Genomic DNA, 24,655 nt, shown 5'->3' with positions numbered 1-24,655 from the left:
CACAAAAAGCTGCCAGGCCCGGGGAAACTAGACCATCGCCAACCGCTGCTTCCCCCGGGGCTGGGGAAATATCAGGTCGAGGGCGGCCAGGTCCTGCGGTTCCAGCTTGAGGTTGGCCGCTTCGGCATTCAAACGCACATGCTCAGGCTTCACGGCCTTGGGAATGGCAATCACATTGTCCTGGCGCAACAGCCAGGCCAGTGCGATCTGTGCCGGTGTGGCGCGATGGCGTTCGGCGATCTGTCCCAGGGTGTGATCCTTGAGCAGGTGCCCGCCCTGGCCGACCGGGCAGTAGGCCATGATCGGCATGGGCCGTTGCTGGCACCAGGGCAGCAGGTCGAATTCGATGCCGCGTTCCTGCAGGTTGTACAGCACCTGGTTGGTGGCGCAGGCAGGCGAGGCCAGCTCCTCGAGGTCATCGACGTCAAAGTTCGACACACCCCAGCGGCCGATCTTGCCTTCTTCGCGCAGGCGTTCGAACGCTTCGACGGTTTCTGCCAACGGGTACTGCCCGCGCCAGTGCAACAGATAAAGGTCGATGTAATCGGTGTCGAGCCGGCGCAAGCTGCGTTCGCAGGCCAGGGGAATGCCTTTGCGACTGGCGTTGTGAGGGTAGACTTTGCTCACTAGGAAAACCTGGTCCCGCAGGCCAGTGATCGCCTCGCCAACGACGGTCTCCGCACCGCCTTCGGCATACATCTCCGCCGTGTCGATCAGGGTCATGCCCAGTTCGATCCCCAACCGCAGGGCCGCGACTTCTTTCTTGTGATGGGACGGTTCCTCACCCATGCGCCAGGTGCCCTGGCCAATGACCGGTACGGACACACCCGCCAATTCCAGCGTCCTCATGCCTATCTCCTGTTTTTTGCTTTGACGTGTGGCAGCAGGATAGACCAAGTGTTCAGTGTTGATCGTTCCCACGCGAGCATGGGAACGATTCGGCGGGGGCGTTACTTCGCGGAGAACTTCAACACCATGGTCTGGGTGTAGGTCTGGCCCGGATCAAGCCGCGTCGAAGGGAAGTTCGGCTGGTTGGGCGAGTCGGGGTAGTGCTGGGTTTCCAGGGTGAACGCGCCCCAATGTGGATAGACCTTGCCTTGCTTGCCCTTGACCGTGCCGTCGAGGAAGTTGCTGGTGTAGAACTGCACGCCAGGCTCGGTGGTGTAGAGCTGCAGGCGGCGTCCGGAGTCCGTGTCATACACTTCTGCGGCCAGTTTGCTCACGTCACCCTTGGCGTCCAGCGCCCAGTTGAAATCGAAACCGCCCTGTTTCGGTTCGGCGAACTTGAGTTGTGGGTGATCGGCCTTGATATGGGTGCCGATGGCGGTGGGTTGGGTGAAGTCCATCGGTGTACCGGCCACGGGGGCCAGTTCGCCGGTGGGAATGAGCTTGCCGGTGACCGGCGTGTAGTGGGCTGCGTGCAGGGTGGCGAGCTGATCGAGGATGTCGCCGTTACCGGCCCCGGCCAGGTTGAAATAGCTGTGGTTGGTCAGGTTCAGCACCGTGGGTTTGTCGGTGGTGGCTTTGTACTCAATGCGCAACTCGTTCTGTTCGTTGAGGCTGTAGGTGACGTCGGTTTTCAACGTGCCGGGAAAGCCCATCTCACCATCCGGTGACACGTAGGTCAGGGTGACGCCCACCGAGTCCTTGCCGTCATGGGGCTGGGCCTTCCAGACGCGCTTATCGAACCCTTGCGGTCCGCCGTGCAAGGAGTTGCCATGGTCGTTCTGCGGCACCTGGTAACGCTTGCCGTCCAGCTCGAAGGCGCCGTCGGCCAGGCGATTGCCGAAGCGGCCGATGGTCGCGCCGAAATACACGCTGCCGTTCTTCTGGTAACCCTGCACGTCGTCGAAGCCGAGCACGATGTCGGCGGCCTTGCCGTTTTTGTCCGGCACGCTCAATGACTGGAGGATGCCGCCGTAGGTGATGACCGTGGCCTCCATGCCGTGACTGTTGCGCAGCACGAATTTTTCCACCGCCGTGCCGTCGTCGGTTTTGCCGAACGCACCGCGTTCATTGGTCAGGCCGGCAGCGTGGGAAGCCGAGGTGGCGATCATCAGAGACACTCCGAGGGCCGTGAGCAGTTGTCTGGATTCAAGCATGGTATGACCTTCCTTCCTGTTGTTTTGTTGTTGTTTTGAACGCGGGGCGAGTCCGCTACTGGTCGGACAGCGCTGAAGGTTTTTCTGGTTAGTAGTCTTTCTATTTGGTGGGTGAGAAGGGATTTATAGCCATTAATGGGGATTTATCAATTAAAAAGTAAGACTAATTGCGTGATTGGGTCGTTGCTGAAGACCGAGGGTTTTCTCCAGGTACTGCACTTTTGTGATTTTTGCCGCTCTATCCATGGCCTGGAAGCGACGACCCCCATCGCTTCCCCATGCCCAGACCGAGATTCGATGGCCGGTGTTTTTTATCCTGTGACGAGATTGCGCCGCTGCTGCCTGGCATTGTTGGTCGGTGTGTCGATGCTGTTCAGCGGCGGCTGCAGCCATCAGCAGGGACAGGACATGGTCACGCAGTTCAGCAACGCCAAGCCCCAGGAGTTCTTGCAGACCAGCGTCGACCGCATGGCCACGTTGTCGATGCACGACAACTTGCAAAGCCTCTATCTGCTGATGAACAAGCTGTACCTGCGCAACCCCGAGGAGCTGCGCAAGTCCGGCTTTCTCGACGCTCGCACTGCGGAAAAACAGGTGCGCATGGCCATCGAGCAGCAACAGCCTTTGCCGACCTTGGGTGGCAAGAAGGACCTGGCGGCCCTGAGCTACGCCATGAGCCCGGAGTTTCTCGGCGATCGGGTAGGGGCGTTCATCTATGCCATCGGCAGCATGCTGGTCACCGCGCACGGCAATCGCCTCGAGTTCTACATGACCGACACCATCGACCCGCGTTTTGTCAGCAACGCGGCGCGCAATATCGAAAAAGCCACCTGGCTGCTGAGTCAGCGGCAGAACAAGGACGGCAAGCTGTTGCTGTTTTCCAATGAGATCTCGGAGGAGGGCAGCAACCTGAGTTTCGCCGTGGAGTTTGGAAAAATCGTCGCCCGATTGGACCTGCTGACCCAGATGCTCGATGAGCGCTACCGGCGGATTGGCTTGAATTACGCCCAGAGCCTGCTGTTCCTCAATTTCCTGCCGGTCCAGTGAAATGACGGAAAAGGAATAAAGATAGATCACATCGATATAGGGGGTTATAAGAAAAATCGCTATGCTCGCGGCCAGATTTTTCATGCGGTCGTGCTGAGACGGGTTTAATGGATTTCGGTAATGTCGGTTTAGTCGTTGCAGGCCTGGTGGTCGGCTTCATCGTTGGGATGACCGGCGTCGGCGGTGGTTCGCTGATGACCCCGATCCTGTTGTGGTTTGGTATCAACCCTGCGACGGCGGTGGGTACGGACCTGCTGTACGCAGCCATTACCAAGTCTGGCGGTGTCCTGGTTCATGCAAAAAATCGCAACATCGACTGGGCTATCACTGGCTGGCTGACGTTGGGCAGTGTGCCGGCAGTCGGCTTGACGCTGTGGTTTCTCAGCAGCCTGCACAGCTCCCCCGACGCCATGAACGCGGTGATCAAGCAAGCCTTGGGCTTTGTGTTGTTCGCCACTGCCTTGGCGATCCTGTTCAAGAAGCGTTTGCTGCAATTCGCCCATGACCGTGCCGGCGGGCACTACAACCCCACTGGCACGCGCCTCAATGTGCTCACGGTCATCACCGGCCTCGTGCTGGGCACCATGGTCGCCTTGACCTCCATCGGCGCTGGCGCCCTGGGCACCGTTGCGCTGTTCATCCTCTACCCGTTCCTGGTCACCAAGCGCCTGGTGGGCACCGAGATCGCCCACGCCGTGCCGCTGACCCTGGTGGCTGGCCTGGGCCATGCGAGCATGGGCAACATGGATTGGCACATCCTGGGTTTCCTGCTGATCGGTTCGTTGCCGGGGATCTACCTGGGCAGTCATTTGTCGGGACGCATCTCCGACGAGTTGCTGCGCCCTTGTCTGGCGGTGATGCTGGCGATGATCGGGTTCAAGCTGGCGTTCTAGAACGATCACCCTGGTCCAATGTGGGAGCGAGCTTGATCGCGATAGCGATCGAACCGTCGACTTCGATGTTGACTGTCAAGCCGCTATCGCGAGCAAGCTCGCTCCCACAGTGGTCCCCGCTCCAACTCTCGCGCCACACTCTCCTTGCGGTTGCGCAATGACCCCCCTGGCCTAAGCTTCAAGTCAGGCAGGCGCAGTATTGAGCGACTCTCGCGGAACAATCGCCGCCCTGTGCAATCAGTACAGCGTAAATATCAAAAGGAGAGGCGCATGCTCATTCGGTCGTTGACCTTCGCTACCTTGCTGGCCATCGCCGGCCCCCTGTTCGCTGCCGATGGCGACTCACCCCTGGTGGCGGATGCAGGCAGGGCACGCCCCCTGATCGTTATCGCGCCGAGTACGGTCGACCCGGCCTGGGTCAGCCTGAAAAAGGCCTTGGATGAACCAGCAGGCAAGCAGGGTTTTTCCGAGCGCAACATGGTGCTCTACACCGTGCTCAATACCATTGGGCAGCGCGATGGCAAGGACCTGGACCCGCAAAGCACCATGGCGCTGATCCGCTCCCTCAAGCTGGGCGCCGGGGCTCAGACCAAGATCATCCTGGTGGGCAAGGACGGGGAAAAGAAGCTTGAGCATTCCGGGGCGATCGAACTGAAAGACCTCTTCGACACCGTCGATAAACTCCCCGCCGCGGAAAAAGAAGCGACGCCCCCGGCGCCACCTCCCGCGCCGGAGCCCGCACCGGCCAAGGATGCGAAAGGCGCCAAGGCTGGCAAGGCAGTCAAGCCGCCGGCTGCGGTGAAGCCGTTGGACGATTGATAGTCCCGTGGCGAGGGAGCTTGCTCCCGCTGGGTCGCGAAGCGACCCCCCAGCCCCCCAGCTTATCGGTCGACGAACCATGCTAAAAAGCATAGGGCTGCTTCACGCAGCCCAGCGGGAGCAAGCTCCCTCGCCACAGTGACTTACTCAACCTTCTACTGCGCTTCCAGCGCCGTCAGGATCCGGTGCGCCGCCTTCACCCGCTCCTCAATCGGATAATTCTTGTTCGCCAACAGCACGATGCCCATGTTTTTACCGGGCACGAAAGCCGCGTAGGCACCAAACCCGTTGGTCGAGCCGGTCTTGTTGATCCAGGCGCCGTCCGGCGCCGGGTGGGGCGGGTCGAGAGGTTCGGCTTTTTGTGGGGCCAGGGCCATCTGCGGTGTGTTGCCAGCGAGCAGGTCATCCAAGGTGAACGGGGCGGGGTAGAACTCCCAGCCCAGCCCCTGATTCATCCCGCCAACCTTGTAGAACCCCATATGCGTCGTGGCGATGGCTTGCTTCAGGTCTGCGTCCAGTTTTTCAGGTCGCAGGTTGGCCTCGACGAAACGAATCAGGTCCGTTGAACTGGTCTTGACCCCATAGGCTTCGGAATCCAGTGCGCCGGCACCGACTCGCACGGGTTTGCCGTCCTTTGCATAGCCTTGGGCGTATCGGCCCATCTGATCCTGCGGCACCCGCACATAGCTGTGCTTGAGGCCCAGTCCTGGCATCAGCGTGCGCTCCATCACCTCATCAAATGGCTGCCCCAGGCTGCGGGCCGCCAGATAGCCGAACAGGCCGATGCTCGGGTTTGAGTAGAGCCGCTGGGTGCCGGCCGGGTAGAGCGGTTTCCAGTTCCTGTAGTAACTGAACATCCGGTCCGGATGGTCCGCCTCGTCGGGAAACTGCAATGGCAGGCCGCCAGCGGTGTAGGTGGCAAGGTCGAGCAGGCGGGTGCTCTCCATGGCGCTGCTACGCAGCTCGGGCGCAAAGCGACTGGCCGGATCCTCTAGGGACAGTTTGCCCTGGGCCTGGGCATAGGCGCCGAGGGTGGCGGTGAAGGTCTTGCTGACCGAGCCGATTTCGAAAAGGGTCTGGTCGGTGACCGGCTTTTTCGTATCCTTGGCGGCGACGCCAAAACTGAAAAACTGCCGTTGGCCGTTGTGCGTGATCGCTACCGCCATGCCCGCGATGTCCTGCTGTTTCATCAAGGGCTGGATGACGGCATTGACCGTGTCTTCAATGCGTTCCTGGGCAAAGCTTACGGGCGTTCCGCAGACCAGGAAAAAAATCCCGGCGAGTATCGATCTGGCAATTGGCATGGTGCAGCATTCTCGTTGACCTTCCTGGAGGGGGCTCAATCTAGGGCGTTTTTGGCGGCCCGGCAATCCGAGGTTATCGGGCCGAGGCGCGTTTTCTGAGTCGTCTGACGGGGCTGCGGGAACCTTCCCACAAAACGGTCGGGTTATCCGACGCGACCGGACCTCAAGCCAAACCACACAAAGCGGCAGCCGCCGGGTAAACTCGCGGCTCTTTCTAAAGGAGTTCACATGAGTTACTACCAGCCCGGCATTCTCGCCACCCCTGTTCCGCCTCAGGCCCGTCATTTGTTTTTTGCCCTGGAATCGGTCGAGGCATTGCCGGCTGCGCTAGACAAACTCCGGTTGTTGCTCGATAACCGTGCCGTGATCGGCTTTGGTGAATCGCTGGTCCAGGCGTTGGGCGCCCAGGTCGAGGGCCTGCGGGCTTTTCCGGCGCTGGCCGGCGTGGGTGTGGACAACCCCTCGACCCAACACGCGTTGTGGTGCTGGCTGCACGGCGAAGACCGTGGCGAGCTGATGCACCGCAGTCGCGCCATCGAGGCGGCGCTGGCCCCGGCGCTGCGCCTGGTACAGATGAACGAAACCTTCCGCCATATGACCGGCCATGACCTGACCGGCTACGAAGATGGCACCGAAAACCCGCACGACGAGGCTGCCATCGCTGCCGCCCTGGCCCAGGGCGCCGATGGGGTGCGCGGTGGCAGTTTCGCCGCGATCCAGCAATGGCAGCACGATCTGGACGGTTTCGCGGCGATGCAACCCCATGAGCGCGACAACATCATGGGCCGTCGCCTGAGCGACAACGAAGAAATCGATGACGCGCCGGAATCGGCCCACGTCAAGCGCACCGCCCAGGAAAGCTTCGCCCCGGAGGCGTTCGTGGTCCGTCGCTCCATGCCGTGGATCGAAGGCGACCGTGCGGGGCTGATGTTCCTGGCGTTCGGTTTCTCCCTCGATGCTTTCGAGGCACAACTGCGCCGCATGAGTGGCCTGGAAGACGGTATCACCGATGGCCTGTATCGCATGAGCCGGCCCATCACCGGCGGCTATTACTGGTGCCCGCCGCTGTTGGACGGACGCCTGGATCTGCGCGCCCTGGCCCGGTAAGCACAGCGGTTTGTGCAAAGTGTGACGCGAACGCTATTCTTGGCAGCGCACGTCTATCCGTGGAATGGGGGAAGCAAACGTGGATAAAGTCATCGTCATCACCGGTGGCGGCCGCGGAATCGGGGCGGCCACGGCGCTGTTGGCTGCCGAGTTGGGTTATCGGATCTGCATCAATTACCAGTCCGACGAAAGTGCCGCGCAGGATGTGCTCGAACAGGTCCGGGCCAAGGGCGCGCAGGCGATTGCCGTGCGGGCCGACGTGAGCATCGAAGACGAAGTGATCGGCCTGTTCGACCGGGTGGACGCCGAGCTTGGCCGTGTCACCGCCCTGGTGAACAACGCCGGCACGGTCGCGCAGAAATCCCGGCTCGATGAAATGTCCGAATTCCGCATTCTCAAGATCATGAAGACCAATGTGCTGGGGCCGATTCTTTGCGCCAAGCACGCGGTGCTGCGCATGTCGCCCAGGCACGGCGGGCAGGGTGGCAGCATCGTCAACGTCTCGTCGGTGGCCGCGCGCTTGGGCGCACCGGGGGAGTACGTCGATTACGCGGCCTCCAAGGGCGCGCTGGACACCTTCACCATCGGCTTGTCCAAGGAAGTGGCCGGCGAAGGCATTCGCGTCAACGCGGTGCGTCCCGGCTACATCTACACCGATTTCCATGCCCTGAGTGGCGACCCGGACCGGGTCAGCAAGCTGGAATCAGCGATCCCCATGGCTCGGGGCGGGCGTCCGGATGAAGTGGCCGAAGCGATTATCTGGCTGCTGTCGGACAAGGCTTCGTATGCGACCGGGACGTTTGTGGATCTGGGGGGTGGGCGCTGAGTCCTGGGGAGCTATTCTGGCCCCATCGCGAGCAAGCTCGCTCCCACATTGGACACGGTCTCCTGTGGGTGAGCTCGTTCGTGATGGCGGTCTGACAGACAACCCAAATTCAAAACGATCGAATAATCCGCCCCAACGTCTCCATGGCTTTTTCCGAGGCCTCGGTCCACGGGCTGCCATAGTTCAAGCGGATGCAATTCCTGAAACGCCGGGTCGGTGAAAAGATCGGTCCCGGCGCGATGCTGATGCCTTGGGCCAGGGCCATCTGGAACAATTTCAGCGAGTCCATCTGCTCCGGCAGCTCCAGCCACAGGAAGTAACCCCCCGCCGGTTGGCTGACCCGGGTCTGGGCGGGGAAGTAGCGGGCGATGGCGGCGAGCATCGCGCTTTGCTGTTCCTCCAGGGCATAGCGCAGTTTGCGCAGGTGACGGTCGTAGCCGCCGTGCTGCAAGTAGTCGGCGATGGCGGCCTGGGCCGGCATCGAGGCGCACAACGAGGTCATGAGCTTGAGTCGTTCGATCTTCTGTGCGTAGCGCCCAGCGGCGACCCAGCCGATGCGATAACCCGGCGCCAGGCTCTTGGCGAACGAGCCGCAATGCATCACCAAGCCTTCGGTGTCGAACGCCTTGGCGGGCTTGGGGGCCTGCTGGCCGTAATAGAGTTCGGCGTACACGTCGTCCTCGATCAGCGGCACCTGATGACGGCTCAACAACTCTACCAGCGCCTGTTTGCGCTCCTCGGGCATGGTCGCGCCCATGGGGTTCTGGAAGCTGGTCATGCACCAGCAGGCCTTGATCGGATAGCGTTCCAGTGTTTGCGCCAGCACGTCCAGGTCGATGCCGTCGCGTGGGTGGACGGGAATTTCCACGGCCTTGAGCTTCAGGCGCTCCAACACTTGCAGGCTGGCGTAGAACGCTGGTGCTTCGATCGCCACCAGGTCGCCGGGCTCGGTCACGGCTTGCAGGCACAGGTTCAACGCTTCCAGGGCACCGTTGGTGACCAGCAGTTCCTCCATGGGCAGCATCAACCCGCCGACCATGTAGCGCAGGGCGATCTGTCGGCGCAGTTGCGGGTTGCCTGGCGACATGTCCGTGACCACCATTCGCGGGTCCATGTCCCGTGTCGCGCTGGACAGTGAACGGGACAGCCGTTGCAGTGGGAACAGTGTCGGGCTGGGGAATGCCGAGCCGAACGGTATGGTGGCCGGGTCCTTGATCGAGTCGAGGACCGAAAATACCAGCTCACTGACGTCGACTTCGGTGGACTCGTGCACCTGGCTGCTGATCGCGGGCTCCGAAAACGGGCTCGGCGCGTGGGTATTGACGAAGTAGCCGGAGCGCGGCCGGGCCCGGATCATGCCGCGTCGTTCCAGCAGGTAATAGGCCTGGAACACGGTGGACGGGCTGACACCGTAGGTCTGGCTGGCGTAGCGTACCGACGGCACGCGCTGACCTGGCCCCAGCATGCCCGAGCGGATCAGTTCGGCGATGTCGTCGGCAAATTTCTCGTAGCGTTTCATGGAGGGACCAGTCTCGAGTGACATTTGTGGACTTAGCTGTGGGAGCGAGCTTGCTCGCGATGACGGTGACATATGACCCACCGCTATCGCGAGCAAGCTCGCTCCCACAGGTGCCCGGCATCTTAAAGCTTCAACGATTCATCGGTGCGACAAAACGGCTCTTGGCGATGCTGTAAATGCCCGGCGCGTCACTGTCGACGACCTTGAACGTCATTGCCTGGGAGCCTTTGCCGGGCCGTTCGCTGAGCATCGCCACCGACACCGGCACATCGACGATTTCCCCCGGGGCCAGGCTCAGTTGGGTCTTGCCTTGCAGGATGAAGCCGTCGCCGTCCACCAGGGACAGCTGATAGTCCTGGCGCTGTTGGGTCTTGTTGATGATTTTCAGGCTGTAGATGTTCTCGATCTGGCCTGCGCTGTTTTCGCGGAACAGGCCACGGTCCTTGCTGACATCCAGCGACACCATGGGGCGTTGCATCAGCGCCACGACCAGCGCGCCGATCATCACCAGCAGCACGGTGGTATAGCCGATCAGCCGAGGTCGCAGCAGGTGAGTCTTGCCGCCCTGCAACTGATGTTCGGAGGTGTATTTGATCAGGCCACGGGCGTAGCCCATCTTGTCCATGATCGAATCGCAGGCATCGATGCAGGCCGCGCAGCCGATGCATTCCATCTGCAGGCCGTCGCGGATGTCGATGCCGGTGGGGCAGACCTGCACGCACATCTGGCAGTCGATGCAGTCGCCCAGGCCAATATTGGCCGGGTTTGCCTCGCGTTTGCGTGGGCCGCGGATTTCACCACGGGCCGCGTCGTAGGAAATAGTCAGCGTGTCCTTGTCGAACATCACGCTCTGAAAGCGTGCATAGGGGCACATATGCATGCACACCGCCTCACGCAGCCAGCCGGCGTTGAGGTAGGTGGCTGCGGTAAAGAAAAGCACCCAGAACAGGCTCACGCCGGCCATTTGCAGGGTCAGCAGTTCTTCGGCCAGGGGACGGATCGGCGTGAAGTACCCCACGAACGTCAGGCCGGTGAGCAGGCTGATGGCCAGCCACAGTGTGTGCTTGGCGCTGCGGCGCAAGAGTTTGTTCAGGCCCCAGGGCGCGGCCTGCAGCTTGATCCGCTGGTTGCGTTCGCCTTCGGTGATTTTCTCGCACCACATGAAGATCCAGGTCCAGGAACTCTGCGGGCAGGTGTAGCCGCACCACACGCGACCGGCAAACACGGTGATCGCAAACAGGCCGAAGGCGGCAATGATCAGCAAAGCCGACAGCAGGATGAAATCCTGGGGCCAGAAGGTCGCGCCAAAGATGTGGAATTTACTTTCGGAAAGGTCCCAGAGCACCGCTTGGCGGCCGCCCCAGTCCAACCACACCGTGCCGAAGAACAGCAGGAACAGAACCCCCGCACCGCTGATGCGCAAGGTGCGGAACAAACCGGTGAAGCTGCGGGTGTGGATCAGGTTATCGGTGGTCCTGGCCTTGATTTTCGACGGCGCGGGTTCGAAGGTCTGTATCAACTGGACGGGGATTCTATCGCTCATGGTCGGTCGCTCATCAGCCTCTATCTGGCCGGCGCACTATGACCATGGAACTGTTTGCATAACAGACTCAGGTGTTTCGATAAAAACCGGATCAGATGCCGCAAAGCCCAGGCCCTGCGACACTTTGATGCACCCAGGAAGTGCCGAACATATTACGGTGGCGAGAGGGATTTACTGTGGCACGGGAATTTACTGTGGCGAGGGGATTTATCCCCGTTGGGGCGCAAGGCGCCCCCAGGTCAGTGCACCCGGTATACCGGACAGACCCGGTCGAGGGCTTTAGGGTTGCTTCGCAACCCAGCGGGGATAAATCCCCTCGCCACAAATCGCATCTGTTGCCTGTGGATCGGGATTCAGATCACCGAGCCGCTGTCGGTAGCCTTCAGGTGCTTGCGCTTATCGGTCGCGCCGGCCACGGTCAGGGCATCCACTTCGGCTTCGGTGAGATGGACCAGGTCACCATTGACTTCCACGGCTGACATGGCCTTGTCCGGGTCAGTGATGATGACCAGCTCACTGGCGGGGCGCAGCTTCGTTCCGTTGGCGGTTTTGATGTGGCAGGTATTGTCTTTGTCGATTTGCTCAAGCATGACGTCGCTCCTTCCTGAATGTCCTGAGTATTAGGTCTCGCCCGCTGACCAGGGTTCGTCGTGGCTGATCAGCGGTCGGGCGCACCTCTGGCTTCGCTTGCGGTCCATCGTTTATCCAATGAGAAAGAGGACGGTCCATGGACGCCTGGTGGCATGAAGTCTGGATAACCCTGCAGGCGGAATTCGCCGACATCACCGATGCCCAGCAGATGGCCCGGGTCACGGTGCGCCTGCTGATGGCCGCGCTGCTGGGCGGCATCCTGGGTTTCGAGCGCGAACACAAGGGCAAGGCTGCCGGCGTGCGAACCCACATGCTCGTGGCCCTGGGGGCGGCGCTGTTCGTCTTGGTGCCACAGATGTCTGGCTCCCAGGCCGACGCCATGAGCCGGGTGATCCAGGGCGTCGTCGCGGGCATTGGTTTTCTCGGCGCGGGCACCATCCTGAAAAACACCGACGGCGACGAAGGTCATGTCAAAGGCCTGACCACCGCCGCCGGCCTGTGGATGACCGCCGCCATTGGTGTCGCCGCCGGGTTGGGGCGGGAAGCGACAGCTGTGTTGAGTACGATATTGGCGCTGGCTATTTTCAGTGTGATGCCGGTGATTGTCCGGGCGTTGGAGAAGGACGGCAGGCCGTGACGCAGCTATGCCTGCAAATACAACCTGTGGGAGCGAGCAGGCTCGCTCCCACAGGTTTTTTATTACTACGCTTGAATCAAACCCGCTCCGGCGGTGCCTCGCTCGGCGGGTCACCCAGCGGCGGTTGTGGGGCGAGCGGCGGGTCTTTCTCTGGAATAGGCTCGGGATCAGGGCCGGGCGGTGGCAAGGTGGGATCATCGATGTTCGGATCGGGTGTTTCGGCCGGGATGGGAATATTCATCAGGACGGGTCTCCGTGACGCACATGGCTTGAGTCGTGCTTATTGTTGTTGACCTCCTTGCACCGGCTTTGATCCCCAGGATGCATAGGGGCAAATCCCTCTGAACTTTTAGTCGTTGATTCGGTTCGGAGTTTAAGTGAGTTTTTTCAGGGACCCGTTGGGCCTTTACCGCCACAAGCGCGTCCATGGGGCGTAAAAGGAGCGATGCTCGATGACTGCCGAACACCCGACTGAACTGGCCTACAACCCGCATTTGCCGCTGTCTCAAGCCTTGCTGTTGCCGCGTATCGCTATTGAAAACACCATGCCGGTGATCGACGGCGGACAATTCGCCGCCAAGGCCGTGGCTGGGCAGGACGTGACAGTGACCAGCAAAGTCTTCGCCGATGGACATGACAAGTTGGCCGTGCGCATTCGCTGGCGTTCGCTGCAGGATGAGGTATGGAACAGCGAGATCATGAGCGACCTGGGCAACAACGGCTGGCGCGGCCAGTTCAATGTGCCGGAGCAAGGTCGCTATGTCTTCTGCATCGAGGCCTGGATCGATCAGTTCGCCAGTTTTCGCTACGAGCTGGAGAAGAAATTCGGTGCCGGGGTGCCGATCAGCCTGGAGCTGCAGGAAGGACGCAACCAGGTGCAAATGGCCGTCGAGCGCAGCACAGGGGAGCTGAGCGAGCAACTGGCGGCCTTGCACCACGAGCTCTCCGGCTTGTTGCCGACGGAACAGGTGGCGCTGTTCCTGGCACCGCGCAGTGCCGATCTGATGTCCCGGGCCGATCATCGCCCGTACTTGAGCATCAGCCCCGAGTATCCGCTGGATGTGGAGCGCAAGCTGTCTGAGTTTGCCAGCTGGTATGAGCTGTTTCCCCGCTCGATCACCGACGATCCTGCGCGCCATGGCACCTTCAACGATGTGCACTCGCGCCTGGCGGTGATCCAGGACATGGGCTTCGACGTGCTGTACTTCCCGCCGATCCACCCCATCGGTCGCAGTTTCCGCAAAGGCCCGAACAATTCCCTCACCGCCGGTCCCGACGACCCGGGCAGCCCGTATGCCATTGGCAGCGAGGAGGGTGGGCACGAGGCCATTCACCCGCAATTGGGTAGCCGCGAGGACTTCCGGCGCCTGGTGGCGGCGGCCGCTGACCACGGCCTGGAGATCGCCCTGGACTTTGCGATCCAGTGTTCCCAGGATCACCCCTGGCTCAAGCAGCACCCGGGCTGGTTCAGCTGGCGACCGGACGGCACGATCAAATATGCGGAAAACCCGCCGAAGAAATACCAGGACATCGTCAACGTCGATTTCTACGCGGCCGATGCGATTCCCAGCCTGTGGACGGAACTGCGGGACATCGTGGTGGGCTGGGTCAAGGAAGGCGTGAAGATATTCCGCGTCGACAACCCTCACACCAAGCCGTTGCCGTTCTGGCAATGGCTGATCGCCGATGTGCGGGCGCAATACCCTGAAGTGATCTTCCTGGCTGAAGCATTCACCACGCCGGCCATGATGGCGCGGCTGGGCAAGGTCGGTTACTCCCAGAGCTACACCTATTTCACCTGGCGCAATACCAAGGCTGAGCTGGCGACCTACTTCAGTGAACTCAATGAATCGCCGTGGCGTGAATGCTACCGGCCGAATTTTTTCGTCAACACGCCAGACATCAACCCGGCCTTTCTCCATGAGTCGGGGCGCGCCGGTTTTTTGATCCGCGCGGCCCTGGCAACCATGGGCTCAGGCCTGTGGGGCATGTATTCGGGCTTCGAGCTGTGTGAGTCGGCACCGGTGCCGGGCAAGGAGGAATACCTCGATTCGGAGAAATACGAGATCCGCCCCCGAGACTTCACCGCGCCGGGCAACATCATTGCCGAGATCGCCCAGCTCAATCGTATCCGTCGACAGAACCCTGCGTTGCATACGCACTTGGGCCTGAAGGTCTACAACGCCTGGAATGACAACATCCTGTACTTCGGCAAGCGCACCGCCGACGGCAGCAACTTCATTCTGGTGGCGGTGAGTCTTGATCCGCACAACCCGCAGGAAGCCAGTTTTGAGTTGCCGCTGTGGGAGATGGGCCTGCCCGACGACGCCCAGACCCAGGGCGAGGATCTGATGAATGGCCATCGCTGGAGCTGGTATGGCAAGTACCAGTTCATGCGCATTGACCCGGCTTACCAGCCCTTTGGAATCTGGCGGATCAGCGTGGCGTGACAGGCGCGATGCCGAGAAAGCGCTGTTGTGTCGAGTGAGCTGTTGTGTGGCGAGGGAGCTTGCTCCCGCTTGAGTGCGCAGCACTCATCGCTTTTTTGGGGCCGCTGCGCGACCCAGCGGGAGCAAGCTCCCTCGCCACACAACAGCTTCCTGCAACAGCGCCCTTGCCACATAGACCTCACAAGCCTGCTCCAGCGGCTTTATTGAATTCATCAGGAGTTGCAAATGGCGAAGAAACCCCGGTCTGCCACCTTCATCAAAGATCCGCTCTGGTACAAGGATGCGGTGATTTACCAGGTCCACGTAAAATCCTATTTCGACTCCAATAACGACGGGATCGGTGACTTTCCCGGCCTGATCGAAAAGCTCGATTACATCGCCGACCTGGGTGTCAACACCATCTGGCTGCTGCCGTTCTATCCTTCGCCCCGGCGCGACGACGGCTACGACATTGCCGAATACCGTGGCGTCAGCGCCGACTACGGCACTATGGCCGATGCGCGGCGGTTCATTGCCGAAGCCCATAAGCGCAACCTGCGGGTAATCACCGAGCTGGTCATCAACCACACCTCGGACCAGCACCCCTGGTTCCAGCGTGCGCGCAAGGCCAAGCCGGGTTCGAAGGCGCGGGACTTCTACGTTTGGTCCGATGACGACCACAAATACGACGGCACGCGAATCATTTTCCTCGACACCGAGAAGTCCAACTGGACCTGGGACCCGGTGGCGGGCCAGTATTTCTGGCACCGCTTCTATTCCCACCAGCCCGACCTCAACTTCGATAACCCGCAGGTCATCAAGGCCGTGTTGTCGGTGATGCGCTACTGGCTGGACATGGGCATCGACGGCCTGCGCCTGGACGCCATCCCGTACTTGATCGAGCGCGACGGCACCAACAACGAAAACCTGCCCGAGACCCATGACGTCCTGAAGTTGATCCGCGCCGAGATCGACGCCAACTACCCCGACCGCATGTTGCTGGCCGAAGCCAACCAGTGGCCGGAAGACACCCAGTTGTACTTCGGCGATGTCGACGCCCAGGGGATGAACGGTGACGAATGCCACATGGCTTTCCACTTCCCGCTGATGCCGCGCATGTACATGGCGCTGGCCCAGGAAGATCGCTTCCCTATCACCGATATCCTGCGCCAGACCCCGGAGATCCCCGCCAATTGCCAGTGGGCGATTTTCCTGCGCAACCACGATGAATTGACTCTGGAGATGGTCACCGACAAGGAGCGTGACTACCTGTGGAACTACTACGCCGCCGACCGTCGGGCGCGTATCAACCTGGGCATTCGTCGGCGCCTGGCGCCGTTGGTGGAGCGCGACCGTCGTCGCGTCGAGTTGCTCAACAGCCTGCTGCTGTCGATGCCCGGCACGCCGACGCTGTACTACGGCGATGAAATCGGCATGGGCGACAACATCTACTTGGGCGACCGTGATGGCGTGCGTACGCCGATGCAGTGGTCCATCGACCGCAACGGCGGTTTCTCCCGCGCCGACCCGGCCAGCCTGGTGCTGCCACCGATCATGGATCCGCAGTACGGTTACCAGTCGGTCAACGTCGAGACCCAGGCGGGCGATCCGCACTCGCTGCTCAACTGGACGCGGCGGATGCTGGCGGTGCGCAAGCAGTCCAAGGCCTTTGGCCGTGGCACGTTGAAGATGCTCTCGCCAAGCAACCGCCGGATCCTCGCCTACACCCGCGAATACACCGGGCCTGACGGCAAGCACGAAATCATCCTCTGCGTGGCCAACGTGTCTCGCAGCGCCCAGGCTGCTGAACTGGATCTGTCGACCTACGCCGGCATGGTCCCGGTGGAGATGCTCGGCGGCAACGCCTTCCCACCCATCGGCCAACTGAATTTCCTGCTGACCCTGGCGCCGTACGGCTTCTATTGGTTCGCCCTGGCAACAGAGAACCAGATGCCGAGCTGGCACGTGGAACCGGCCCAGAGCCTGCCGGACTTCACCACCCTGGTGCTGAAAAAACGCCTGGAAGAATTGCTCGAAGCGCCATCGCGCACCACGCTGGAGCAAACCATCCTGCCGAGCTGGCTGCAGAACCGGCGCTGGTTCGCCGGCAAGGACAGTGCGATCGAGAAGGTCGAGATTGTCTATGGCGTGCGCTTTGGTGACCCGCAGCACCCGGTGCTGCTCAGCGAAATCGATGTCACCAGTGGCGGTCAGACCCTGCGTTATCAGCTGCCGTTCGGCCTGCTCGCCGAAGACCAGGTCGGTGCGGCGTTGCCGCAGCAACTGGCGTTGTCGCGGGTGCGTCGGGTGCGTCAGGTGGGCCTGATCACCGATGCATTCAGCCTGGAAAGCTTCGTGCGAGCCGTGCTGCACAGCATGCAGGCCGCCACCGTGCTGCCGTTCGCCGAAGGTGAGTTGCGCTTCGAACCCACCGAAGGCCTGGCCGCGCTGAACCTGGGAGACGAACCAGAGGTACGTTACTTGTCCGCCGAACAGTCCAACAGTTCGGTGGTGGTGGGCGGCAGCCTCGTGCTCAAGCTGATTCGCAAGGTCGCCTCGGGTGTGCACCCGGAACTGGAAATGAGCGCCTACCTGACTGCTGCCGGTTTCGGCAATATTTCACCGTTGCTGGGTTCGGTGGTTCGCCGCGACGCCCAGGGTGAAGATGCGCTGCTGATGATCGCCCAGGGCTACTTGAGCAATCAGGGCGACGCCTGGGAATGGACCCAGAACAACCTCGAACGCGCCCTGCGCGATGAGCTGGCGGACGCGGTGTCCGAGCAGGAGCAGCATTACAACGCCCTGGGCGAACTGAAGGATTTCGCCGGCATGCTCGGCCAGCGCCTGGGGGAAATGCACCAGGTATTGGCCCAGGCTACCGACGATCCGGACTTCGCGCCGCAGGCCACCAACGCCAAGCAAGCCCAGGCCATCGGCAAGGACGTGGCTGCCCAAGTGGAAAACGCCTTGCGCCTGCTCAAGCAGAACCAAGGCCAATTGAACCCGGCGGACCAGGCCATGGTCGCACGTTTGCTGGAGCACAAGAAAACCGTCCTGGCCCATGTCCAGGCACTGGCTGGCAAGGCTGAAGGAGGCTTGCGCATTCGCGTCCATGGCGACCTGCACCTGGGGCAGGTATTGGTGATCAAGGGCGACGCCTACCTGATCGACTTCGAAGGTGAGCCGGCGCGACCATTGCATGAACGACGGGGCAAGCACAGCCCTTATAAGGACGTCAGCGGCGTGTTGCGTTCCTTCGATTATGCCGCGGCCATGGCGATTCACTTGCACACCGTCGACAGTACGGCTGATGCCGATGCGGCGCGGCAACGGGTCGCTGATCGTTATCTGAAAGAGGCTCGCCAGGCATTTGTCGAGGCATATCGGCTGGCGGCAGCTAGTCTTGCCCATGAGTGGAAGGATGCTGAAGGCGAAGACGCCGCACTGGCGTTGTTCGGCCTGGAGAAGGCGGCCTATGAAGTGGCCTATGAAGCCGAGAATCGCCCCACCTGGCTGCCCGTGCCGTTGCACGGTCTGGTCGGGTTATTGAGTGGGCTGCAACCCTTTTCCGACGTAGCCGGACCGATTTAGTGGAGAGAATCATGAGTGTCTCGAACAAAGAACCACAGGGGCAGGCCAAAGAGTCGTTGCTGCCGGCGCCCCATGACATCGACGCGCTGGTGCGCGCCGAACACCACGACCCGTTTTCCATCCTGGGACCTCATGGCGACGGCGCCGGCGGCCAATTCATTCGCGCGTATCTGCCCGGTGCCCTGAGCGTGCATGTGCTGGCCCGCGATGGCGGCGAAGAGCTGGGGGAACTGCAACCCACCGCAACCCCGGGGCTGTTCGTCGGCCATTTCGACCGTGCCCAGGCGTACTTGCTGCGCACTCGTTGGGCCGGAGGCGAGCAAGTTGCCGAAGACCCGTACAGCTTCGGTCCGTTGCTGGGGGAGATGGACCTTTACCTGTTTGGCGAGGGCAATCACCGCGACCTCAGTTCCTGCCTCGGTGCGCAACTGACCACCGTCGATGGCATCGACGGCGTGCGGTTCGCTGTCTGGGCGCCGAATGCCCGGCGCGTTTCGGTGGTCGGGGATTTCAACGTGTGGGACGGGCGTCGGCATCCGATGCGCATCCGTTATCCGTCCGGCGTATGGGAGATATTCATCCCGAGGCTGGGTGCCGGTGAGGGTTACAAGTATGAAATCCTCGGTGCCCACGGCATCTTGCCGCTCAAGGCCGACCCAGTGGCCCTGGCCACGCAGATGCCGCCCGACACGGCGTCGAAAGTCGCCTCACCCCTGAAGATCGAGTGGCAGGACGACGAGTGGATGCAGCACCGTCGCGAGCGGCAGCTCCCGGGTGCGCCGCTGTCGATCTACGAATTGCACGCCGGCTCCTGGCAGTGCGAAATCGACGAGGCGGGGGAGGTGGCCCGGCAATACAACTGGCATGAAATGGCCGAGCGGCTGATCCCATATGTCAAGGACCTGGGCTTCACCCATATCGAGCTGATGCCGATCATGGAGCACCCATTCGGCGGCTCCTGGGGCTATCAGCCGCTGTCGCAATTCGCGCCAACGGCACGCTTTGGTTCGCCGGACGATTTCGCGGCATTCGTCAACGCCTGCCACCAGGCCAGTATCGGGGTCATCCTCGACTGGGTGCCGGCGCATTTTCCCACCGACACCCACGGCCTGGCCCAGTTCGATGGCACTGCGCTGTACGAATACGGCAACCCGCTGGAAGGCTTCCACCAGGATTGGGACACGCTGATCTACAACCTGGGCCGCACTGAAGTGCACGGCTTCATGCTGGCGTCGGCGCTGCACTGGCTCAAGCATTTCCACGTCGATGGCCTGCGAGTGGATGCCGTGGCCTCGATGTTGTACCGCGACTATTCGCGCAAGGCCGGCGAGTGGGTGCCTAATCGCCATGGCGGACGGGAAAACCTGGAAGCCATCGATTTTTTGCGGCACCTCAACGATGTGGTGGCCTTGGAAACCCCCGGTGCGCTGGTCATTGCCGAAGAATCCACGGCTTGGCCGGGCGTCAGCCAGAGCACCCAGCAGGGCGGCCTGGGCTTCGCCTACAAGTGGAACATGGGCTGGATGCACGATTCGTTGCACTACATCCAGCAAGACCCGGTGTACCGCGCCCATCACCATAACGAACTGAGCTTCGGCCTGGTGTATGCCTGGTCCGAGCGCTTCGTCCTGCCGATTTCCCATGACGAAGTGGTTCATGGCAAACGCTCGCTGATCGACAAGATGCCCGGTGACCGCTGGCAGAAATTCGCCAACCTGAGGGCCTACCTCAGCTTCATGTGGGGCCATCCCGGCAAGAAGCTGTTGTTCATGGGGTGTGAGTTCGGCCAATGGCGCGAGTGGAACCACGACCAGCAATTGGACTGGTACCTGTTGCAATACCCTGAGCACCGTGGCGTGCAGAAACTGGTGAGCGATCTGAACCGTCTGTATCGCGAAGAACCGGCGCTGCATGACCAGGATGATGCGCCCCAGGGTTTCCAGTGGTTGATTGGTGACGATGCGCTCAACAGCGTCTACGCCTGGCTGCGCTGGAGCAAGGAGGGCCGGCCGGTGTTGGTGGTCGCCAACTTCACGCCGGTGCCGCGCGAGGCCTATCGGGTCGGCGTACCGTTCGCCGGGCGCTGGGTCGAATTGCTCAACAGCGATGCTGACACCTATGCCGGTTCCAACTATGGCAATGGCGGTGGTGCCTCCACCGAAGAAGTGCCCAGCCATGGCCAGGCCCTGTCGTTGGAACTCAACTTGCCGCCGTTGGCGGTGTTGATCCTGCGGCCGGAGGGTTAGATTTCACAAAAGCCTGAAGGTAAATGATGACTGTGGCGAGGGAGCTTGCTCCCGCTGGGCTGCGCAGCAGGCCCCTTCGGGCGGTCGCTGCGCAACCGAGCGGGAGCAAGCTCCCTCGCCACAAGAGTTTGCGGTGGTCATAAAATCCAAGACCACCCCATTGGATGTGCCCACCTGAAGGAGTTTTATGATTCCTTCAGCGCACCAGGCACGGCCGCTTGTTGTTGAACGTCCAGCCTGGAATCAGGTATTGCATCGCCACCGCATCGTCCCGCGCCCCCAGGCCCATGCCTTTGTACAACTCATGGGCCTTGGCCAACTGATCCGTGTCCAGCTCAATCCCCAGCCCTGGCTTTTTCGGCACCTGCACGCAGCCACCCTGGATCTGCAACGGTGCCTTGGTCAGGCGCTGGCCGTCCTGCCAGATCCAGTGCGTGTCGATCGCCGTGATCTCGCCCGGTGCCGCAGCGGCCACGTGGGTGAACATCGCCAGGGAAATGTCGAAGTGGTTGTTGGAGTGCGAGCCCCAGGTCAGGCCCCATTCATTGCACATCTGCGCCACCCGTACCGAACCCTGCATGGTCCAGAAGTGTGGGTCGGCCAGGGGAATGTCCACCGATTGCAAGGTGATGGCGTGGCCCATCTCGCGCCAGTCGGTGGCAATCATGTTGGTGGCGGTCTTGAGGCCTGTGGCGCGACGGAATTCGGCCATGACCTCACGACCGGAATAGCCGTTCTCGGCGCCGCAAGGGTCTTCGGCATAGGCCAGCACCTTGTGCTGGTCGCGGCACAGGCGAATGGCCTCTTTCAGTGACCAGGCACCGTTCGGGTCCAGGGTGATGCGGGCCTGGGGAAAACGCTCGGCCAATGCGCTGACCGCTTCGATCTCCGCGTCGCCTTGGAGCACGCCGCCCTTGAGCTTGAAGTCCTGGAAGCCGTAGCGCGAATGGGCCGCTTCGGCCAGGCGCACCACGGCGTCGGCGTCCAGGGCTTTTTCGTGGCGTACACGGAACCAGTCGTTGTCGGCGTCCGGCTCGCTGCGGTAAGGCAGGTCGGTCTGTTGGCGATCGCCCACATAAAACAGATAGCCGAGCATCTTCACTTCATCGCGTTGCTGGCCTTCGCCGAGCAGGGCGGCGACCGGTACGTCCAGGTGTTGGCCGAGCAGGTCCAACAGCGCCGCTTCCAGGCCGGTCACCGCGTGGATGGTGATGCGCAGGTCGAAGGTCTGCAGGCCACGGCCGCCGGCGTCGCGGTCGGCGAACGCCTGACGCACGGTATTGAGAATCTTCTGGTACGTACCGATGGGGCTGCCGACCACCAGCGAACGGGCGTCTTCAAGGGTCTGGCGAATGCGTTCGCCACCGGGCACTTCGCCCACGCCGGTGTGGCCGGCGTTGTCCTTGAGAATAACGATATTGCGGGTGAAAAACGGACCATGGGCGCCACTGAGGTTCAGCAGCATGCCGTCGTGACCGGCCACGGGGACGATCTGCATGCTGGTGATGATCGGGGCTTTGCTGGCTTCTGGGGTGGTCATGTGCGCTTATCCTTGATGATCAGGCGTGACTGGCGGCAGGAGGATTGGCCGGCGTCGTTGCAGATTTGGGTTTAGGCGTATTGCGTGCGGCGAACACAATGATCGCGGCGATGATCGAGGTGGCCGCCAGGCCATAGAGGCCGCCTTGGATAGACCCGGTGTGTTCTTCCAGCAGGCCGAAGGTGGTGGGGGCGACGAACCCGCCGAGGTTGCCCACGGAGTTGATCAGCGCAATCACCCCGGCGGCGATCCGGGCGTCCAGGTAGGCCTGGGGAATTGGCCAGAACAGCGACGACGCGGATTTGAAGCCCAGGGCCGCGAAGCAGATGGCGACGAAGGCGAAGATCGGCCCGCCGGTGGTGGACATGAACATCCCGGCTGCGGCTATCAGCAAGGCGGTTGCGACCCAGGCCTGCTGGAACTTCCATTTGGCCGACAGCGAGGCGAAGGCATACATGCCGACGATCGATAGCAACCACGGGATCGAGTTGAACATCCCGACCTGGATATCGCTGAGCTCGCCCATCTTCTTGATGATGCTGGGCAGCCAGAAGGTGGCGGCATAGATCGTCAGCTGGATGAAGAAGTAGATCAGGCAGAACAGGATGATCTGGCGGTCCTTGAGCAGTTGGCCGATGGACAGTTTGATCGGCGAAGCGGCTTCTCGTGCGCGTTGTTCATCGTCGATGGTCTTGACCAGCACGTCTTGTTCTTCACGGCTCAACCATTTGGCATCGTGGGGCTTGGAGTCCAGCCAGAACCAGACGAAGACGCACAGGCAGACGGAGAACATCCCTTCGATGAAGTACATCCACTGCCAGCCGTGCATGCCCAGGCCGTTGATTTGCAGGAGCAACCCCGACAGCGGGCCGGAGATCAGCGATGCGATGGCCGAGCCGCTGAGGAAGATGGCGATGGCTTTGCCGCGTTCAACCCCTGGCAACCAGCGGGTGAAGTAATAGATCACCCCAGGGAAGAAACCGGCCTCGGCCACGCCCAACAGGAAACGCAGGATGTAGAAGTGGGTTTCGTTCTGGATGAAGGCCATGGCCGCCGCCACCAGGCCCCAGGTGAGCATGATGCGAGTCAGCCAGATACGCGCGCCGATTCGTTGCAGCAGGATATTGGACGGGACTTCGAACAGCGCGTAGCCGATGAAGAACAGGCCGGCACCTAAGCCGTAGGCGGCGGCACCGATCCCCAGGTCGTGCTCCATATGGGCACGGACGAAGCCGATGTTCACACGGTCGATGTAGTTGACGATAAACATGATGACGAACAGCGGCAGGATGTGGCGCTTGACCTTGGCAATGGCCGACAGCAGCACCGGATCCGCTCCGGCATTCGCCTTGAGGCTGGATGTGTTCACTTGGTTTTTCTCCCACTCGTTATTTTTATGCGGGGCATCGTGCAGGTACCGATGTTGATAGACATCATACAACTTGAATTTTTTCGATGACAAGGGGTTTTTGATGACAAATGGAAAGGAATGCTGGATTTTTTATGCCGTAATTGTTGGGTTATTCGGTGGGTTTTTGGGATTTATGATGCGAAGCGGCTGCGGGAAGTGATGGTTGTGCTGGGTCAGTTATGGATGGGATTTCGCTCTAACTTGAGTGTTGTCATACAAGTTAAGCGTTCACGATGATCATTTCCGGACCCGCTGATGGTAGGATTGCTTAGCCTGTTTTCGAGGAACCCTGGCGATGCAAGACACTGAAGCCCCGCTGCGCAAGCGCACCCACAACCTGGCCCATGACTTGGTGGCGAAGCTCAGCCAGAGCATTCTGCTGGGGCAACTGAAACCGGGGGAGAAACTGCCATCGGAAGGGGCCATCGTGCAGGAGCATGGGGTCAGTCGTACGGTGGTGCGCGAGGCGATTTCCAAGCTGCAAGCCTCGGGACTGGTGGAGACCCGCCACGGCATCGGCACCTTTGTGCTGGAGCAGAGCGACGAGCCCGGGCTGCGCCTCAATGTCGACACCGCTGCCGGTGTGCGGGGCATCCTGGAGTTGCGCCTGGGCCTGGAAACCCAGGCGGCCGCCTTGGCGGCCCAGCGTCGTAGCGAGCGCCAGTTGCAGCAGATGCGCCAGGCGCTGGATGACTATCAGCGGTTGTTCAGCAACAACGACAGTTGCGTCGAAGCCGATCGGCGTTTTCATCTGCTTATCGCCGAGGCCACGGACAACACCTGTTTCGTCGAAATCATGCAGCACCTGGGCAGTGCGATGATCCCCAGGACCCGAGTGAACGTGGCCGAGCGCGGCCAGGCTGACCTGGGCAAGCTGGCACAACTGGCCAATCTCGAGCACGAAGCGATCTTCAATGCCATCAAGCGCCAAGACCCCGACGCCGCCCGAGCCGCCATGTGGCTGCACCTGACCAATAGCCGTGATCGGTTTGGTGCGCGGACCTGACAGTTCACCGTCGCTTGAGCCACCGCCATCGCGAGCAGGCTCGC

19 protein-coding genes are annotated in these 24,655 nt (G+C 61.4%); 10 read left to right on the top strand and 9 right to left on the bottom strand.

Features of this window, described 5'->3' with window-relative positions; all coding sequences use genetic code 11:
* Positions 1–27 precede the first annotated feature (27 nt).
* Together BM300_RS03005 and BM300_RS03000 are read right to left on the bottom strand one after the other, a co-directional pair.
* Positions 28–849 (bottom strand): aldo/keto reductase, encoded by an 822-nt coding sequence (locus BM300_RS03005; RefSeq protein WP_092145502.1) that lies wholly within the window; start codon positions 847–849, stop codon positions 28–30.
* Between the two features lie 101 nt (positions 850–950).
* Positions 951–2,102, bottom strand: coding sequence for an aldose epimerase family protein (locus BM300_RS03000; RefSeq protein WP_092145504.1), 1,152 nt, complete (start codon positions 2,100–2,102; stop codon positions 951–953).
* Positions 2,103–2,399: 297 nt separating this feature from the next.
* Here BM300_RS03000 and BM300_RS02995 point away from each other — a divergent pair, with 297 nt between their 5' ends.
* From BM300_RS02995 to BM300_RS02985, 3 genes are all read left to right on the top strand, one after another.
* Positions 2,400–3,149, top strand: coding sequence for a hypothetical protein (locus BM300_RS02995; protein ID WP_057447798.1), 750 nt, complete (start codon positions 2,400–2,402; stop codon positions 3,147–3,149).
* Between the two features lie 107 nt (positions 3,150–3,256).
* A complete protein-coding gene (locus BM300_RS02990; protein WP_063322060.1) occupies positions 3,257–4,042 on the top strand; it encodes a sulfite exporter TauE/SafE family protein in 786 nt (261 codons plus the stop codon).
* Between the two features lie 270 nt (positions 4,043–4,312).
* Entirely contained in the window at positions 4,313–4,861 is a 549-nt protein-coding gene (locus tag BM300_RS02985) for a DUF4174 domain-containing protein (RefSeq protein ID WP_063322059.1), read from the top strand.
* A 155-nt stretch (positions 4,862–5,016) separates the two neighbouring features.
* Here BM300_RS02985 and ampC read toward each other — a convergent pair whose 3' ends face one another.
* Positions 5,017–6,165 (bottom strand): class C beta-lactamase, encoded by a 1,149-nt coding sequence (gene ampC, locus BM300_RS02980; RefSeq protein ID WP_092145506.1) that lies wholly within the window; start codon positions 6,163–6,165, stop codon positions 5,017–5,019.
* Between the two features lie 228 nt (positions 6,166–6,393).
* Here ampC and BM300_RS02975 point away from each other — a divergent pair, with 228 nt between their 5' ends.
* Complete coding sequence (locus tag BM300_RS02975; RefSeq protein ID WP_072348903.1) at positions 6,394–7,272, top strand: Dyp-type peroxidase; 879 nt, start codon at positions 6,394–6,396, stop codon at positions 7,270–7,272.
* A gap of 79 nt (positions 7,273–7,351) precedes the next feature.
* Positions 7,352–8,098 carry an SDR family oxidoreductase gene (locus tag BM300_RS02970; RefSeq protein WP_063322056.1) on the top strand — a complete coding sequence of 249 codons (747 nt, stop codon included), beginning with the start codon at positions 7,352–7,354 and terminating at the stop codon, positions 8,096–8,098.
* A 109-nt stretch (positions 8,099–8,207) separates the two neighbouring features.
* On the opposite strand, the gene mapR is transcribed toward BM300_RS02970, so the two are convergent.
* The 3 genes from mapR to BM300_RS02955 form a co-directional block, all read right to left on the bottom strand.
* On the bottom strand, positions 8,208–9,617 hold the full coding sequence (gene mapR, locus BM300_RS02965) for a GntR family transcriptional regulator MpaR (RefSeq protein WP_092145508.1): 1,410 nt from the start codon (positions 9,615–9,617) through the stop codon (positions 8,208–8,210).
* 130 nt (positions 9,618–9,747) lie between these two features.
* Positions 9,748–11,160, bottom strand: coding sequence for a cytochrome c oxidase accessory protein CcoG (gene ccoG / locus BM300_RS02960; RefSeq protein ID WP_092223942.1), 1,413 nt, complete (start codon positions 11,158–11,160; stop codon positions 9,748–9,750).
* 353 nt (positions 11,161–11,513) lie between these two features.
* Entirely contained in the window at positions 11,514–11,750 is a 237-nt protein-coding gene (locus BM300_RS02955; protein WP_092145512.1) for a DUF3203 family protein, read from the bottom strand.
* A 137-nt stretch (positions 11,751–11,887) separates the two neighbouring features.
* Between BM300_RS02955 and BM300_RS02950 the strand changes: the two genes are divergently transcribed.
* A complete protein-coding gene (locus tag BM300_RS02950) occupies positions 11,888–12,388 on the top strand; it encodes an MgtC/SapB family protein (protein ID WP_092461974.1) in 501 nt (166 codons plus the stop codon).
* Positions 12,389–12,464: 76 nt separating this feature from the next.
* Here the strand turns inward: BM300_RS02950 and BM300_RS30950 are convergent, their stop codons facing one another.
* Positions 12,465–12,629, bottom strand: a complete 165-nt coding sequence (locus tag BM300_RS30950) for a hypothetical protein (protein WP_170842385.1) — start codon at positions 12,627–12,629, stop codon at positions 12,465–12,467.
* Positions 12,630–12,840: 211 nt separating this feature from the next.
* On the opposite strand from BM300_RS30950, the gene BM300_RS02945 reads away from it, so the two are divergent.
* The 3 genes from BM300_RS02945 to glgB all read left to right on the top strand — a co-directional run bounded on the left by BM300_RS02945 (position 12,841) and on the right by glgB (position 20,654).
* A complete protein-coding gene (locus BM300_RS02945; RefSeq protein ID WP_092145516.1) occupies positions 12,841–14,838 on the top strand; it encodes an alpha-1,4-glucan--maltose-1-phosphate maltosyltransferase in 1,998 nt (665 codons plus the stop codon).
* 225 nt (positions 14,839–15,063) lie between these two features.
* The gene (gene treS / locus BM300_RS02940) at positions 15,064–18,408 is read left to right on the top strand and encodes a maltose alpha-D-glucosyltransferase (RefSeq protein WP_092412668.1); all 3,345 of its coding nucleotides are present in this window, start codon (positions 15,064–15,066) and stop codon (positions 18,406–18,408) included.
* A gap of 11 nt (positions 18,409–18,419) precedes the next feature.
* Positions 18,420–20,654, top strand: a complete 2,235-nt coding sequence (glgB, locus tag BM300_RS02935; protein WP_072348887.1) for a 1,4-alpha-glucan branching protein GlgB — start codon at positions 18,420–18,422, stop codon at positions 20,652–20,654.
* Positions 20,655–20,850: 196 nt separating this feature from the next.
* Here the strand turns inward: glgB and gudD are convergent, their stop codons facing one another.
* On the bottom strand, positions 20,851–22,194 hold the full coding sequence (gene gudD / locus BM300_RS02930; RefSeq protein WP_092145518.1) for a glucarate dehydratase: 1,344 nt from the start codon (positions 22,192–22,194) through the stop codon (positions 20,851–20,853).
* A 19-nt stretch (positions 22,195–22,213) separates the two neighbouring features.
* Positions 22,214–23,563: an MFS transporter gene (locus BM300_RS02925; protein ID WP_092145713.1), complete on the bottom strand. Its 1,350-nt coding sequence runs from the start codon at positions 23,561–23,563 to the stop codon at positions 22,214–22,216.
* 337 nt (positions 23,564–23,900) lie between these two features.
* On the opposite strand from BM300_RS02925, the gene BM300_RS02920 reads away from it, so the two are divergent.
* A complete protein-coding gene (locus BM300_RS02920) occupies positions 23,901–24,611 on the top strand; it encodes a FadR/GntR family transcriptional regulator (protein ID WP_063322044.1) in 711 nt (236 codons plus the stop codon).
* Positions 24,612–24,655 lie beyond the last annotated feature (44 nt).

It is taken from the genome of Pseudomonas sp. NFACC46-3, from assembly GCF_900114515.1.
Classification (GTDB): Bacteria; Pseudomonadota; Gammaproteobacteria; order Pseudomonadales; family Pseudomonadaceae; genus Aquipseudomonas; species Aquipseudomonas fluorescens_Q.
This window is presented reverse-complemented; position numbering and strand designations above follow the sequence as displayed.

Coding starts and splice junctions, on each gene's coding strand:
- BM300_RS03005 (WP_092145502.1), bottom strand. CDS start 849: ATGAGGACGCTGGAATTGGCGGGTGTGTCCGTACCGGTCATTGGCCAG.
- BM300_RS03000 (WP_092145504.1), bottom strand. CDS start 2,102: ATGCTTGAATCCAGACAACTGCTCACGGCCCTCGGAGTGTCTCTGATG.
- BM300_RS02995 (WP_057447798.1), top strand. CDS start 2,400: ATGGCCGGTGTTTTTTATCCTGTGACGAGATTGCGCCGCTGCTGCCTG.
- BM300_RS02990 (WP_063322060.1), top strand. CDS start 3,257: ATGGATTTCGGTAATGTCGGTTTAGTCGTTGCAGGCCTGGTGGTCGGC.
- BM300_RS02985 (WP_063322059.1), top strand. CDS start 4,313: ATGCTCATTCGGTCGTTGACCTTCGCTACCTTGCTGGCCATCGCCGGC.
- ampC (WP_092145506.1), bottom strand. CDS start 6,165: ATGCCAATTGCCAGATCGATACTCGCCGGGATTTTTTTCCTGGTCTGC.
- BM300_RS02975 (WP_072348903.1), top strand. CDS start 6,394: ATGAGTTACTACCAGCCCGGCATTCTCGCCACCCCTGTTCCGCCTCAG.
- mapR (WP_092145508.1), bottom strand. CDS start 9,617: ATGAAACGCTACGAGAAATTTGCCGACGACATCGCCGAACTGATCCGC.
- ccoG (WP_092223942.1), bottom strand. CDS start 11,160: ATGAGCGATAGAATCCCCGTCCAGTTGATACAGACCTTCGAACCCGCG.
- BM300_RS02955 (WP_092145512.1), bottom strand. CDS start 11,750: ATGCTTGAGCAAATCGACAAAGACAATACCTGCCACATCAAAACCGCC.
- BM300_RS02950 (WP_092461974.1), top strand. CDS start 11,888: ATGGACGCCTGGTGGCATGAAGTCTGGATAACCCTGCAGGCGGAATTC.
- BM300_RS30950 (WP_170842385.1), bottom strand. CDS start 12,629: ATGAATATTCCCATCCCGGCCGAAACACCCGATCCGAACATCGATGAT.
- BM300_RS02945 (WP_092145516.1), top strand. CDS start 12,841: ATGACTGCCGAACACCCGACTGAACTGGCCTACAACCCGCATTTGCCG.
- treS (WP_092412668.1), top strand. CDS start 15,064: ATGGCGAAGAAACCCCGGTCTGCCACCTTCATCAAAGATCCGCTCTGG.
- glgB (WP_072348887.1), top strand. CDS start 18,420: ATGAGTGTCTCGAACAAAGAACCACAGGGGCAGGCCAAAGAGTCGTTG.
- gudD (WP_092145518.1), bottom strand. CDS start 22,194: ATGACCACCCCAGAAGCCAGCAAAGCCCCGATCATCACCAGCATGCAG.
- BM300_RS02920 (WP_063322044.1), top strand. CDS start 23,901: ATGCAAGACACTGAAGCCCCGCTGCGCAAGCGCACCCACAACCTGGCC.